The 14051-nt window shown below is 73.6% G+C and carries 11 protein-coding genes; 8 read left to right on the forward strand and 3 right to left on the reverse strand.

Features of this window, described 5'->3' with window-relative positions; all coding sequences use genetic code 11:
• Positions 1-20: 20 nt before the first annotated feature.
• Both NQU55_RS23045 and NQU55_RS23050 read right to left on the reverse strand, forming a co-directional pair.
• Positions 21-263 carry an antitoxin gene (locus NQU55_RS23045; RefSeq protein WP_168095555.1) on the reverse strand — a complete coding sequence of 81 codons (243 nt, stop codon included), beginning with the start codon at positions 261-263 and terminating at the stop codon, positions 21-23.
• Between the two features lie 31 nt (positions 264-294).
• Positions 295-534, reverse strand: coding sequence for a hypothetical protein (locus NQU55_RS23050; RefSeq protein WP_058047260.1), 240 nt, complete (start codon positions 532-534; stop codon positions 295-297).
• A gap of 195 nt (positions 535-729) precedes the next feature.
• Here NQU55_RS23050 and miaA point away from each other — a divergent pair, with 195 nt between their 5' ends.
• The 6 genes from miaA to hflX all read left to right on the forward strand — a co-directional run bounded on the left by miaA (position 730) and on the right by hflX (position 8852).
• Positions 730-1668 (forward strand): tRNA (adenosine(37)-N6)-dimethylallyltransferase MiaA, encoded by a 939-nt coding sequence (gene miaA, locus NQU55_RS23055; RefSeq protein ID WP_058047261.1) that lies wholly within the window; start codon positions 730-732, stop codon positions 1666-1668.
• A gap of 107 nt (positions 1669-1775) precedes the next feature.
• A complete protein-coding gene (locus tag NQU55_RS23060) occupies positions 1776-2255 on the forward strand; it encodes a hypothetical protein (protein WP_168095556.1) in 480 nt (159 codons plus the stop codon).
• A 73-nt stretch (positions 2256-2328) separates the two neighbouring features.
• On the forward strand, positions 2329-3219 hold the full coding sequence (gene dapF / locus NQU55_RS23065; protein ID WP_168095142.1) for a diaminopimelate epimerase: 891 nt from the start codon (positions 2329-2331) through the stop codon (positions 3217-3219).
• Between the two features lie 203 nt (positions 3220-3422).
• Positions 3423-5549: a RelA/SpoT family protein gene (locus NQU55_RS23070; RefSeq protein WP_168095141.1), complete on the forward strand. Its 2127-nt coding sequence runs from the start codon at positions 3423-3425 to the stop codon at positions 5547-5549.
• Positions 5550-5718: 169 nt separating this feature from the next.
• Positions 5719-7221 carry a M1 family metallopeptidase gene (locus tag NQU55_RS23075; RefSeq protein ID WP_168095140.1) on the forward strand — a complete coding sequence of 501 codons (1503 nt, stop codon included), beginning with the start codon at positions 5719-5721 and terminating at the stop codon, positions 7219-7221.
• 137 nt (positions 7222-7358) lie between these two features.
• Positions 7359-8852 (forward strand): GTPase HflX, encoded by a 1494-nt coding sequence (hflX, locus tag NQU55_RS23080; protein ID WP_256791054.1) that lies wholly within the window; start codon positions 7359-7361, stop codon positions 8850-8852.
• Positions 8853-8987: 135 nt separating this feature from the next.
• Here the strand turns inward: hflX and NQU55_RS23085 are convergent, their stop codons facing one another.
• Positions 8988-10178 carry a trypsin-like serine peptidase gene (locus NQU55_RS23085; protein WP_168092946.1) on the reverse strand — a complete coding sequence of 397 codons (1191 nt, stop codon included), beginning with the start codon at positions 10176-10178 and terminating at the stop codon, positions 8988-8990.
• A 249-nt stretch (positions 10179-10427) separates the two neighbouring features.
• Between NQU55_RS23085 and NQU55_RS23090 the strand changes: the two genes are divergently transcribed.
• Both NQU55_RS23090 and NQU55_RS23095 read left to right on the forward strand, forming a co-directional pair.
• Positions 10428-11915, forward strand: a complete 1488-nt coding sequence (locus tag NQU55_RS23090; protein WP_168092945.1) for a diaminobutyrate--2-oxoglutarate transaminase family protein — start codon at positions 10428-10430, stop codon at positions 11913-11915.
• Between the two features lie 27 nt (positions 11916-11942).
• Positions 11943-13988 (forward strand): IucA/IucC family protein, encoded by a 2046-nt coding sequence (locus tag NQU55_RS23095; protein WP_168092944.1) that lies wholly within the window; start codon positions 11943-11945, stop codon positions 13986-13988.
• The last annotated feature ends 63 nt before the right edge of the window (positions 13989-14051 follow it).

Consider the following 14051-nt stretch of genomic DNA (forward strand, 5'->3'; position numbering starts at 1 on the left):
CGGGGCCTCCCGGCAGCCGCTCAGGGGGCCGTGGTGCCGCCGCCCTTGCCGCCTTCCTTCTCGGCGAGCCGGTCGATGGCGTGCTTGGCCTTGTCGGCACCTGTGTGGATCTGGCTGCTGTACTTGCCCTTGGTCTTCTCGTCGACCACCTTGGCGGCCTTCTCCAGCCCCTGTTCGATCTTGTCCCCGTGCTGCTGCGCGAGATCGCCGATCTTGTCCTTCGCAGGGGCGAGCTTGGCCTTGATCGTGTCCAACAGGCCCATGGCGCCTTCCCTCGTCTTCCTGGTTCAAGAGCTACTTACGGGCGCCCTCACCGGCCTCGCTGTCGACGGCCTTCTCCGCCGACTGCTGCTTGGGGATCTCGACCCCCTCGGCAGCCTGAGCCTCGGCCTCGGCCTCGCCGGACTCCTCCGCCTCGGCCGCCTCGGCCCCCGTCTCGGCGGCGTCCGCCGATTCCGCCGTCAGAGTGGTCGCTGCCGCCTCTTCGGTTGACGCCTCGGACGCCTTGCGGCGAAACCTTGAAAACACGCCCATATCTACTCCATTACCTTACTGGTGTGTGCGAAGTCCCGCGCCGCCCGGGGTGTGCCGTTGCACCGCAGCCGGGCACCGGCCCGTGAACCGGCTCTCGGAACCTCGCAACAGGCAACGAACCCGGCAGCGCCGCGTCACGTCGCTCGTTCGTGGGGCGCGGGTGGGGTTTGCGAGACTGATCCGGTGAAAAACCCGGTGAAAAACGCAGTTCCCGCCCCGCGGGTCATCGCCGTCGTGGGCCCCACGGCGGCCGGCAAGTCCGATCTCGGCGTCGCCCTCGCCCGGCACCTGGGCGGCGAGGTCGTCAACGCCGACTCCATGCAGCTGTACCGGGGCATGGACATCGGCACGGCCAAGCTGACCCTGGAGGAGCGGCAGGGCGTGCCGCACCGCCTCCTCGACATCTGGGACGTGACCGAGGCCGCGAGCGTCGCCGAGTACCAGCGGCTGGCCCGCGCGGAGATCGACCGGCTCCTCGCCGAGGGCCGCACCCCCGTGCTCGTCGGCGGCTCCGGGCTCTACATCAAGGGCACCATCGACGCCCTGGACTTCCCCGGCACCGACCCGGCCGTCCGCGCCCGCCTGGAGGAGGAGCTCGCCGAGCAGGGCCCCGGCGCCCTGCACGCCCGCCTCGCCGCGGCCGACCCGGCCGCCGCCCGCGCCATCCTGCCCGGGAACGGCCGCCGCATCGTGCGCGCCCTGGAGGTCATCGAGCTCACCGGCCGCCCCTTCACCGCCAACCTGCCGGGCGAGGAGCCCGTCTACGACGCCCTGCAGATCGGCGTCGACGTCGAGCGCCCCGAGCTGGACGAGCGGATCACCGTGCGCGTGGACCGCATGTGGGAGGCGGGGCTCGTGGACGAGGTGCGCGCCCTGGAGCGGCAGGGGCTGCGCGAGGGCCGTACCGCCTCGCGCGCCCTCGGCTACCAGCAGGTGCTCGCCTTCCTGGCGGGGGAGTGCACCGAGGACGAGGCGCGCGCCGAGACCGTGCGGGCCACCAAGCGGTTCGCCCGGCGCCAGGACTCGTGGTTCCGCAAGGACACCCGCGTGCATTGGCTCAGCGGGGCTGCCGACCGCAGGGCGGAACTCCCCGGACTCGCGCTGGCGTTGCTCGAACGGGCGGTCACAGCCTGATCACGTGATGGCATCGGGACGCTACGCGCGCCATTCCGGTCTGCGCGGGCGTGCCATCATCGAGCTTCGATCGAGCCGTGAAGTCCGGGTTGGGAGGGCGCGTGGCGATGGAGGCCGGCCCTCGTGACAGACCGCAACAGCCGCCGCGGAGGGGCCAGCTCCCGGCGGTGGCCGGGGAAGAACCGGAGGTGCTGACTCCGGACGGCCCCGAGGACACCGAGGGAACCGCCGAGGCCGGCACCGCCGCGCCCGCGTCCTTCCGCGAGCTGCGCCCGCAGCGCAGGCTGCGCATCTGGCAGCTGGCCCCGATCGTCGTGCTCGCCGCCGTCGGCTCGCTCATGTTCGCCTTCCCCCTCGCCTTCGAGTTCGGCGACGGCGGGCCGGTCGTCGCCATGCTCGGCCTGCTCATCAGCTGCTGCGCCGCGGGCTGGGGGGTGATGGCCGCCCGCCGGGTCGGCTACACCTGGCCCGGCATGCCGGCCCCCGGCTCCGGGCGCCGCCCGGACTGGCGCTACGTCGCCTCCTACGCCGCCCTCGTCGCCCTGGTCGTCGTCCTTGCCGTCTGGCGCGTGGCGCGGCTGCGCTGAGCCCGGCCCGGGGCCGCGGGCGGGCCCGGGGCCTCGCCGGGGGGAGCGCGCGCGGCCCCCGTACCATCGAACCGTGAGCACCGCACAGATCGCCTTCCTCAAGGGTCACGGCACCGAGAACGACTTCGTGATCATCCCGGACCACGACGGCCGCATCGAGCTGTCCCCCGCCGCCGTCGCCCGGCTGTGCGACCGCCGAGCGGGCATCGGCGCCGACGGAGTGCTCCGCGTCGTACGGTCCGCGGCCCACCCCGAGGCGCGTGCGATGGCCGGCGAGGCCGAGTGGTTTATGGACTACCGCAACAGCGACGGCAGCATCGCCGAGATGTGCGGCAACGGCGTCCGGGTCTTCGCCCGCTACCTCCACCACGCCGGTCTCGTCGAGGCGGGCGACCTCACCGTCGCGACCCGTGCGGGCCTGCGGCACGCCCACATCGCCAAGGACGGCCCCGAGGGCGCGGCCGGCGACGTCACCGTCGGCATGGGGCGGGCCGTGCTCCCGGAGGGCGAGGTGACCGTCACCGTCGACGGCCGCAGCCGCCCCGCGCGCAACGTGAACATGGGCAACCCGCACGCCGTCACCTTCGTCGACGACCTCGACGACGCGGGGAACCTGTTCACCGCCCCCGGCGTCGCCCCCGCGGGCGCGTACCCCGACGGCGCCAACGTCGAGTTCGTCGTCGACCGCGGACCGCAGCACGTGGCCATGCGCGTCCACGAGCGCGGCTCCGGCGAGACCCGCTCCTGCGGCACGGGCGCGTGCGCGGTGATGGTCGCGACCGCCCGCCGGGACGGCCTGGACCCGGCCGTGACCGGCCTGCCCGCCACGTACACCGTGGACGTCCCCGGCGGGCGCCTGGTGATCAGCGAGGCGCCGGACGGCACGGTCGAGATGACCGGCCCCGCCGTGATCGTCGCGGGCGGCACCTTCGAGCCCTCCTGGCTGGCCGCCGCGCTCGCCTGAGGCGCTCCCCGGCAGGCTCCCCGGGCGCACTACCTCTTTTCCGGTCCGTGCGCCCGGCTCCAGGCGGCGTGGCTCGCTCGAATGGGTGATCCGTTTCACTCTGGGCGAGAGCGGGTGAGCAGCGCGTGATGGGCTCGGTAGCATCAAGCACCGGTACGGAGGCGCGCAGCCGACCGCCGGTCGACGCTGCCGGAGGTGCCCCCATGAGCACAGACGCCACGCACGAAGGTGCTCCCGGCCGCAGGCGCGGCCGCGCCCGCCTCGACCTGAGACGGCTGGGCCGCGCGGCGCTCGGCGGCTCGGGCGCGCGCGGCAGGCTGCCGGACGCCATCGACCACGTCGCCAAGGTGCACCGCGGCCACCATCCGGGCGCGGACCTCGACATCCTGCGGCGGGCCTATCTCCTGGCGGAGTCCTCCCACCGCGGCCAGACCCGCAAGAGCGGCGAGCCGTACATCACCCATCCGCTCGCCGTGACCCTGATCCTGGCCGAACTGGGCGCCGAGACGACCACCTTGACCGCCTCCCTCCTCCACGACACGGTCGAGGACACCGAGGTGACCCTGGAACAGGTCCGCGGGCAGTTCGGCGAGGAGGTCCGCTTCCTGGTCGACGGCGTCACCAAGCTGGAGAAGGTCGACTACGGCGCCGCGGCCGAGCCGGAGACCTTCCGCAAGATGCTCGTGGCCACCGGCAACGACGTCCGGGTGATGTCCATCAAGCTCGCCGACCGGCTGCACAACATGCGCACGCTGGGCGTGATGCGGCCCGAGAAGCAGGTCCGCATCGCCAAGGTCACGCGGGACGTACTGATTCCGCTCGCCGAGAGGCTGGGCGTCCAGGCGCTCAAGACCGAGCTGGAGGACCTCGTCTTCGCGATCCTCCACCCCGACGAGTACGCCCGCACCCGCGAGCTCGTCACCGGGCACGCCGCCGGCCTCGCGACCCTGGGGACGACCGCGGAGCGGGTGCAGGCCGTCCTGCGCGAGGCGGGCATCGCCGCCGACGTCCTCGTCAAGCAGCGCCACTTCGTCTCCGTGCACCGGGTGCGACTCAAGCGCGGCGAGGTGACCGGCTCGGACCTCGGCAGACTGCTCGTCCTCGTCGCGGAGGACGCCGACTGCTACGCGGTCCTCGGCGAGCTGCACACCTGCTTCACGCCGTTCATCTCGGAGTTCAAGGACTTCATCGCCACCCCGAAGTTCAACCTCTACCAGTCGCTGCACACGGCCGTCGCGGGCCCCGGAGGGGAGCCCGCCCAGGTCCTCATCCGCACCCACCAGATGCACAAGGTCGCCGAGGCCGGCGTCGTCGCCCTGGGGAATCCGTACGCCACGCCCGAGACGCCCGACGCCACGGACGGGGAGCGCGTCGACCCCACCCGGCCGGGGTGGCTCTCCCGCCTGCTGGAGTGGCAGCGGGCCACGCCCGACCCCGACACCTTCTGGACCTCCCTCCGCGACGAGCTCGCCCTGGACCGCGAGATCACCGTCTTCCGCGCCGACGGCGGCACGATCGGCCTGCCCGCCGGGGCGAGCTGCGTCGACGCGGCCTACGCGCAGCACGGAGACGGCGGCCACAGCTGCATCGGCGCCCGCGTCAACGGCCGCCTCGCCACGCTCAGCACGGTCCTGCGCGACGGCGACACCCTCCAGCTGCTGATGTCCCGCGACAGCGCCTCCGGGCCCTCCCCGGACTGGCTGGAGCACGCCCGTACGCCCGCCGCGCGGATCGCCATCGAGCGGTGGCTGGCCAGCCATCCCGCGGGGGAGCCCGCCCCGCCCGTCCCGCTCTCCCCGGGCCGCCCCTGCCCGCCGCCCCGGGCCACCGCTCCTGCCGCGCGGTGGCCCGTCGCCGTCACGGCCGACGGGGCGGACCTGGCGGCCGCGAGCGTACGGCTGGCGGGCTGCTGTACCCCCGTCCCGCCCGACGAGGTGACCGGTTTCGCCGTGCGCGGGGGCGCGGTGACGGTGCACCGGGCGCAGTGCCCCGCGGTGCACCGCATGGTCGCCTCCGGGCGGGAGCCCGTAGGGGTGCGGTGGAGCAGTCCGGAGGGCGGCGGCGCCCGCGATTACCGGGTCACCCTGCGCGCCGAGTCGTTCAGCAGGCCGCACCTCCTGGCCGATCTGACGGAGGCCATCGCGGCCGAGGGGGCGGCGGTCATCTCGGCGGCCGTCGAGCCGCCCCACGAGCAGCGCGTGCGCCACACCTACACCCTGCAACTGCCGGACGCCGCCCAGTTGCCGGAGCTGATGCGCGCCATGCGGCGGGTGCCGGGGGTCTACGACGTCGAGCGGGCCGGACGGCCGGTCGCCACCGCGCCGCTCTAGCAGGGGAGGGCGGGGGAGAGCCGCTGAGCGGTGTGCCCGCCTCGCAGCGAGCAGGGGGGCGCGGTCCCCCGGACGAGCACCCGTCGTACAGCTTTCCGGCACGCTCGTACGGGTGGGGCGGCGCCGTGCCGCCACCGCGCGAGGGCTTCTCGCTGGTAGCGATGGACGCATGCCGCACTCACCCGGGAAACCCGCCTCGGTCCGCCGGAGGTCCGTGCGCCGCCGCCGCGCCGTCCTCGCCGCCGCCGTCTCGGCCCTCCTCGTCGGCGCCGCGGCCCCGCCCGCCCCGAGCCCCCAGGGCGTCGGTGACCGCCTCTTCCCGGATCTCGGCAACCCCGGCTACGACGTTGCCGCTTACGACATCGTCTTCGACTACCACGGCAACGACCGGCCGCTCGACGCCGTCACCACCATCGCCGCACGGACCACCACACGCCTGGACCGGCTCAACCTCGACTTCAGCAACGGCACGGTCCGCTCCGTGACGGTCAACGGCGTGCCCGCCAAGTTCGCCCCCGCCAAGGAGGACCTGGTCGTCACGCCGTCCGCCGCCCTGCCGGCGGAGGGCCTGTTCACCGTCGTCGTCCGGCACACCAGCGACCCGCGCAACAGCAAGGACGGCGGCTGGATCCGTACGAAGGACGGGCTGGTCATGGCCAATCAGGCCGATGCCGCGCACCGCGTCTTCCCCTGCAACGACCACCCCTCCGACAAGGCCCGCTTCACCTTCCGCGTCACCGCGCCCAAGGCCCTGACCGTCGTCGCCAACGGGCTGCCGGCCGGCCGTACGGTCCGCGGGGCGAACGCCACGTGGGCGTACCGCAGCGAACACCCCATGGCCACGGAGCTGGCCCAGGTCTCCGTCGGCCGCTCCGCCGTGGTGCACCGCAAGGGGCCGCACGGCCTGCCCGTGCGGGACGTGGTCCCCGCCGCCGACCGGCAGCGCGTGGAGAAGTGGACGTCGAAGACGCCCGAGCAGATCGCGTGGCTGGAGGGCAAGGTCGGGCCGTACCCGTTCGAGAACTACGGCATGCTGATCGCCGACGCGTCGACCGGCTTCGAGCTGGAGACGCAGACCCTCTCGCTCTTCGAGCGCAGCCTGTTCACCCGGGACGACATCCCCTCCTGGTACCTCGAGTCCATCATGGTCCACGAGCTCGCACACCAGTGGTTCGGCGACAGCGTCAGCCCCCACAGCTGGTCCGATCTCTGGCTCAACGAGGGGCACGCCACCTGGTACGAGTCGCTGTACGCCGAGCACAAGGGCGGCCGGACCCTCGATGTCCGGATGCGTGCCGCGTACGAGCACTCCGACGCCTGGCGCGCCGACGGCGGTCCGCCCGCCCTGCCCAAGCCGCCCGACCCCGGCAAGCGGGCCAGCATCTTCAGGCCCGTCGTCTACGACGGCGGCGCGCTGGTGCTCTACGCGCTGCGCCAGAAGATCGGCGCGGCGGCGTTCGACCGGCTGGAGCGCGAGTGGATCAGTGCCTACCGCGACGCCAGCGCCACCACGGAGGACTTCACGGCCGTCGCCTCCCAGGTCTCCGGCCAGGACCTGAAGGGGTTCCTGCAGGACTGGCTCTACAGCCCGAAGACCCCGCCCATGCCGGGCCACGACGACTGGAAAGCGGCCCGGAAGGCGCCCCGCAAGGCGCCCCGGAAACCCGCGTGACGCTCCGCCGGGCACGTGGGACCATCGACGGGTCGGCGAGGCCGCCGGCCCCGGGAATCTCCGGGGCCGCCCGCGCGTTGTCGACGGTGCGGCCACTGCAATCGCGGCCGCCACCTCCCAACGATGCAAAGGATCAAATGACCTCCTCTTCTTCCCTTCCCCAGGACCGGCAGAGCCTTCCGGAGAGCCTTCGGGCCGACGCCCTGATGGAAGAGGACGTCGCCTGGAGCCACGAGATCGACGGGGAGCGCGACGGCGAGCAGTACGACCGCTCCGAGCGGGCGGCCCTGCGGCGCGTGGCCGGTCTCTCCACCGAGCTGGAGGACGTCACCGAGGTCGAGTACCGGCAGCTGCGCCTGGAGCGCGTGGTGCTGGTGGGCGTCTGGACGTCCGGCACGGTCAGGGACGCGGAGAACTCCCTCGCGGAGCTCGCCGCGCTCGCCGAGACCGCGGGTGCCCTGGTGCTCGACGGCGTGATCCAGCGCCGCGACAAGCCGGACCCGGCCACGTACATCGGCTCCGGCAAGGCCCAGGAGCTGCGGGACATCGTCCTGGAGTCCGGCGCCGACACCGTCGTCTGCGACGGTGAGCTCAGCCCCGGCCAGCTCATCCAGCTGGAGGACGTCGTCAAGGTCAAGGTGGTCGACCGCACCGCCCTGATCCTCGACATCTTCGCCCAGCACGCCAAGTCCCGCGAGGGCAAGGCGCAGGTCTCCCTCGCACAGATGCAGTACATGCTGCCGCGCCTGCGCGGCTGGGGCCAGTCGCTGTCCCGGCAGATGGGTGGTGGCGGCTCCGGCTCGTCCGGCGGCGGCATGGCCACCCGTGGCCCCGGTGAGACCAAGATCGAGACGGACCGGCGCCGGATCCGCGAGAAGATGGCGAAGATGCGCCGGGAGATCGCGGAGATGAAGACCGGCCGCGACGTCAAGCGCCAGGAGCGCCGGCGGAACAAGGTCCCCTCGGTCGCCATCGCCGGCTACACCAACGCCGGAAAGTCCTCCCTGCTCAACCGGCTCACCGGAGCCGGCGTCCTGGTGGAGAACGCCCTGTTCGCCACCCTGGACCCGACCGTGCGCCGGGCGGAGACGCCCAGCGGGCGGGTCTACACCCTCGCCGACACCGTCGGCTTCGTCCGGCACCTGCCGCACCACCTCGTCGAGGCGTTCCGCTCCACCATGGAGGAGGTCGGCGACTCCGACCTGATCCTGCACGTGGTCGACGGCTCGCACCCGGTGCCGGAGGAGCAGCTGGCCGCCGTGCGCGAGGTCATCCGCGACGTCGGCGCGGTCAACGTGCCCGAGATCGTCGTGATCAACAAGGCGGATGCGGCCGACCCGCTGGTCCTGCAGCGGCTGCTGCGGATCGAGAAGCACTCGATCGCGGTGTCGGCGCGCAGCGGCGAGGGCATCGAGGAGCTCCTCGCCCTGATCGACGCCGAGCTGCCGCGCCCGGCTGTGGAGATCGAGGCGCTCGTGCCGTACACGCACGGTTCGCTGATCGCGCGGGCGCACGCCGACGGCGAGGTCATCTCCGAGGAGCACACCCCGGAGGGCACGCTGCTCAAGGCACGGGTGCACGAGGAGCTCGCCGCCGAGCTCCAGCGGTACGAGCCCGCGGCCCGCGGCTGACGTTCCCGCGGCGCACGCGCCACGGCATCAGCGTCACATGCGGAAGGCCCGCTCCCCCGAACCGGGGGAGCGGGCCTTCCGCATGTCTGTGAGCTGTGCTGTCCCGGGGCTACTGCGCCCGCGGCGACCGCGACGTCACCGGTTGGCGAACTTCCCGCTGATGGCGTTGTAGACGCCCTGGGCCTCCGGGCCCAGGCGCGGGCCGGCCAGCCAGGTGCTGTTGGCCGGGCCGATCGAGGTGTTCGAGACCAGCCTGACCTTGCCGTCGGGCCCCTTGGCGAACCAGCCGCCGCCGGACGAACCGCCGGTCATCGTGCAGCCGATGCGGTACATCGTCGGCTCGTTCGGGTCGAGCGTCAGCCGGCCCGGCCTGTCGATGCAGTCGTACATCTTCTGGCCGTCGAAGGGGGCCGCCGCCGGGTAGCCCCAAGCGCCCATGGACTGGATGGACTTCACCTGGGGGGTGCTGAAGTCGACCGTGAGGGCGTTGCCGACGGTCTCCTCCAGGGACTTGCCGGAGCCGCCCTCGGGCTTCACGTGCAGCACGGCGAAGTCGTACGGGGCACCCGCGCCGCCGGTCTCGGCACCCTGCTTGATCCACTGCGCGGACGTCTGTGCCCAGTCCGCCCACCACACGCCGTACGGAGCGACGTCCTGCACCGGTGCGCTGTTGACCTGGGCGCCCGGCAGGCCCTTGTCGTTGTACGACGGCACGAAGGCGATGTTGCGGTACCAGCCGCCCTTCGTTCCGGCGTGCACGCAGTGGCCCGCGGTCCACACCATGTTGGACTTGCCGGGGTGCGCCGGGTCCTTGACGACCGTGGCCGAGCAGACCATGTGGCCCTGCGGGCTGTCGAAGAAGACCTTGCCGACCGGGGCCGCGTTGTTGTGGTACGGCACGTTGACGGACTTGGCCTGGACCGGACGCGGCTCGGGGTCGGTCACGCCCTGGTCACCGGAGGCGCCCGGCGCCGTGCCCGGCGCGCCCTGGGTGGCGAGCGTCTTGTCGCCGGGGCGGGCGTCCTTCATCGTGTCGGGCTTCCAGTGGCCCTTGATGATCGGGTTGATGAAGTCGCGGGCCTCGCGGAGCCACTGCTCCTTGTCCCAGTTCTTCCAGGCGCCGTTCTTCCACTTCTCCAGGTCCTTCAGGGAACTGGGAAGGTTCTTGGGCAGCTCGAGGCCCTCGTCGCCCTTCTGCGAGGCGGTGGCGCTGGGCTTGTCGCTCCCCGCGGCCTCGTCCTCGGTCGGGCCGCACGCGGTGGCGGTCAGCGCCAGCGCGGCCGTCAGAGCGGCCGCGGCCAGCGCGGGCCTGCGGATGGATGGCATGGAGTGGGTTCCCCCTGATCGTTCTGTTCGGACGTGTCCGCAATGTCGCGGCCACGCTGTGGAGTTGTCATGCACCGCCCCAGCGGGCGAGGCCGGGCCCCACTATGCCGGTGCGTGAGGAGACGGGAACGGGCGGGTCCTCGGTTCCGCCGTGAAGGATCTTGACGGCGGGCCGTGATCCGCCGCGTGCGGCGTCGTTAGTACGTACGGGGGAGTGCCGACCAGCGTTCAGCAGGAGGAGCCAGAGCCGTGGCCTTGACCCAGCTACCGCCCACGGAGCCGTCGGCCGCGGCGCACGAAGGCATCCTCCGGCGGCAGTCGTCCCGCGAATCGGCAGCCCGTACGTATGCCCGGTCGCTGCCCATCGTGCCGGTGCGCGCCCGGGGGCTGACGATCGAAGGCGCGGACGGCCGCCGGTATCTCGACTGCCTCTCGGGGGCCGGCTCGCTCGCCCTGGGGCACAATCACCCGGTCGTGCTGGAGGCCATCCGCTCGGTCCTTGACTCCGGCGCGCCCCTGCACGTGCTCGACCTGGCCACCCCCGTCAAGGACGCCTTCACGGACGAGCTGTTCGCCACGCTGCCCCGGGAGCTGGCGGAGTCGGGCCGCGTCCAGTTCTGCGGCCCGGCCGGCACCGACGCCGTGGAAGCCGCCTTCAAGCTCGTCCGCACCGCCACCGGCCGCGAGGGCCTGCTCGCCTTCACGGGGGCCTACCACGGCATGACGGAAGGGGCGCTCGCCGCCTCGGGCGCGGCCCCGAGCGTGCGGGTGACCCGGCTGCCCTACCCGCAGGACTACCGCTGCCCGTTCGGCGTCGGCGGGGAGAACGGGGCGCGCCTCGCCGCCCGCTGGACCGAGAGCCTCCTGGACGACCCCAAGAGCGGGGTGCGCCGCCCCGCCGCGATGATCGTCGAACCCGTGCAGGGCGAAGGCGGCGTCCTGCCCGCGCCCGACGGCTGGCTGCGCCGGATGCGCGCGCTCACCGCCGAGCGCTCCATCCCCCTCATCGCCGACGAGGTACAGACGGGCGTGGGCCGCACCGGTGCCTTCTGGGCGGTCGAGCACAGCGGGATCGTGCCCGACGTGATGGTCCTGTCCAAGGCCATCGGCGGGAGCCTCCCGCTCGCCGTCATCGTCTACCGCGGCGATCTCGACACCTGGCAGCCCGGCGACCACGCCGGCACGTTCCGGGGCAACCAGCTCGCGATGGCCGCGGGCGCGGCCACGCTGCGCCACGTCAGGGAGAACGGCCTGGCCGAGCGCGCCGCCTCGCTGGGCGCGCGCATGCTGGACCGGCTGCGGCGGCTGGCGGGGGAGTACGACTGCATCGGCGAGGTCCGCGGGGCCGGCCTCATGATCGGCATCGAATTCGTCGCCCCGGAGGGGGAGCTCCCGGAGCGGGAGCGCCCGGAGGCCGGCCGCCGTCCGGCCGCCCGCGCGGGGGAGAGCGCTGAGCTCCGGTCCCCCGGTGACGGCTCCGCCGCCGGGCCGCTGCCGGCCTCGCCCGAGCGGGCCGCGGCCGTCCAGCGCGAGTGCCTGCGCCGGGGCCTGATCGTCGAGCTGGGCGGCCGTCACTCCTGCGTCGTCCGCCTCCTGCCGCCCCTGACCATCACCGACGAGCAGACCGAGGCGGTCCTCGAGCGGCTCGCCGACGCCGTCGCCGCGGTCTGCCGGCCAGGCGGCCGCATCCCCGCACCGAGCACACCGAAGGAGGCAGGCGCCGCATCCCCGGCCTGACGCCGCGACGTGCACGCCGTACACCGCATGAACGCATCCACCGGGACCGGTGCTTCCAGAGCAGGACACGACCACGAGCCGGCACCCGAGCGGCAGACCGTGGTATCCGCCGTCCCCCGCCAGGGCGGCGGCCCGCGCGACGGGAGCGCGGGTACGGGCCCGTGCGCCCCCGACCCGCTGGAGCACCCCGACCCCGGCCTCGCAGCCGACGCCGCCGCCGTGGAGAACCTCCTGCGCTGCTGGGTCCGCGAGACCGGCGTCCCGCGGCCCGGCGGATCCGAACTGCGCCTGCTCCTTCCCGCGAGCGGGACGGCCTTGCGCGTCCCCGTCACCTATTGGTCCGCCGTCGGCTGGCACCGCTTCGGCCCGCCGGTCCTGGCGGACGCGCCCGAAGACGCCCCCGCCGTCGACGCCGTCACCCTGGCGGCGCTCCTCGGCCGCGAAACCGCTCACCCTGCCGCCCGCGCCGGATGCGGACGGGTGGACGGGACGGCGGAGCTCGTCGGCAGAGTGGCGGACTCCACGCGGCGCACGGCGGTCTTCCTCGCCGACCGGCGGGCCCGCCCCGCCGACCCGGAGGCGGGCGAGCTCTTCCTCTACGCCGAGCAGTCCCTGCTCCTCGGCCACCCCCTCCACCCCACGCCCAAGAGCCGCGAAGGCCTCTCCGACACCGAGGCGCACGTCTACTCCCCGGAGCTGCGCGGGGCCTTCCCGCTGCACTGGATGGCCGTCCACCGCTCCCTGCTCGCCATGGACTCGGCGTGGACCGAGCGGGGCCGGCCCGTCGACGCCGTCACCCTCGCCTCCCGCCTCGCCGGCCCGGAGCTGCGCCTGCCCGAGGACACCGCGGCGCTGCCGCTGCACCCCTGGCAGGCCCACGACGTACGCAGCCGCCCGGACGTCAGCCGGCTCCTGGACGCCGGCCTGCTGCACGACCTCGGCCCCCTCGGCGCGCCCTGGTACGCCACCTCGTCCGTCCGGACCGTCCACCGGCCCGGCGCCCCCGCGATGTTGAAGCTCTCCCTGGGCCTGCGCATCACCAACTCCCGCCGCGAGAACCTCCGCAAGGAGCTGCACCGCGGCGTCGAAGTGCACCGCCTGCTGCGCAGCGGCCTGGCCGAGCAGTGGCGCGCGGCCTGCCCGGGCGGGCTCGGCTTCGACGTCGTCCGCGACCCCGCCTGGCTCGCCGTGGACACCCCGGAGGGCACGCCACTGACCGGCATCGACGCCGTCATCCGGCACAACCCCTTCGGCCCCGGTGACGACGCCGTCTGCCTCGCCGGGCTCGTGTCGCCGAGACCCTGGCCCGCCCCGGCGCACCAGGGGCACCAGCACAACCAAGGGCACCAGCAGAACCAGGAGTGGCAGAACCAGGAGTGGCAGCAGAACCAGCAGGGCCAGGAGCGCCAAGGGCACCCCGGCGTGCCCGGCGGGCAGCCGGTCATGCGCTCGCGCCTCGCGCACATCGTGGCCCGCCTCGCGCACCGCACCGGCCGCCCCGCGGGGGCCGTCTCCGCGGAGTGGTTCCTGCGCTATCTGGAAGCGGTCGTGCGCCCGGTGCTCTGGCTGGACGGCGAGGCGGGCATCGCCCTGGAGGCCCACCAGCAGAACACGCTCGTCCTCCTGGACCGGGAGGGCTGGCCCGCAGGCGGCCGCTACCGCGACAACCAGGGCTACTACTTCCGCGCCTCCCACCGGGACGCCCTCGACCGGCGGCTGCCCGGAATCGGCGCGGAGAGCGGCACCTTCGTGTCCGACGAGGTCACCGACGAGAGGTTCACCTACTACCTCGGCATCAACAACGTCCTCGGCCTGATCGGGGCGTTCGGCGCGCAGCGCCTCGCCGACGAACAGATCCTGCTGGCCGCGCTGCGCCGCTTCCTCAAGGACGCCGCGGCCGGCCCGGCCGCCGGCCGCTCCACCCTGCCCACCCGCCTTCTCGAAGCGCCCACCCTGCGCTGCAAGGCCAACATGCTGACCAGGCTGCAGGGGCTCGACGAGCTCGTCGGCCCGGTCGACACCCAGTCCGTCTACGTCACCATCGCCAACCCCCTGGTCACGTCGGCCCGATGACCGGCGCGAGCCCCGGCCCCGGGCGAACGGGGCCCTTGAGGACACGGGCCCCCGCGGGCCCAC

It is taken from the genome of Streptomyces telluris (assembly GCF_024519335.1).
Taxonomy (GTDB): domain Bacteria; phylum Actinomycetota; class Actinomycetes; order Streptomycetales; family Streptomycetaceae; genus Streptomyces; species Streptomyces telluris.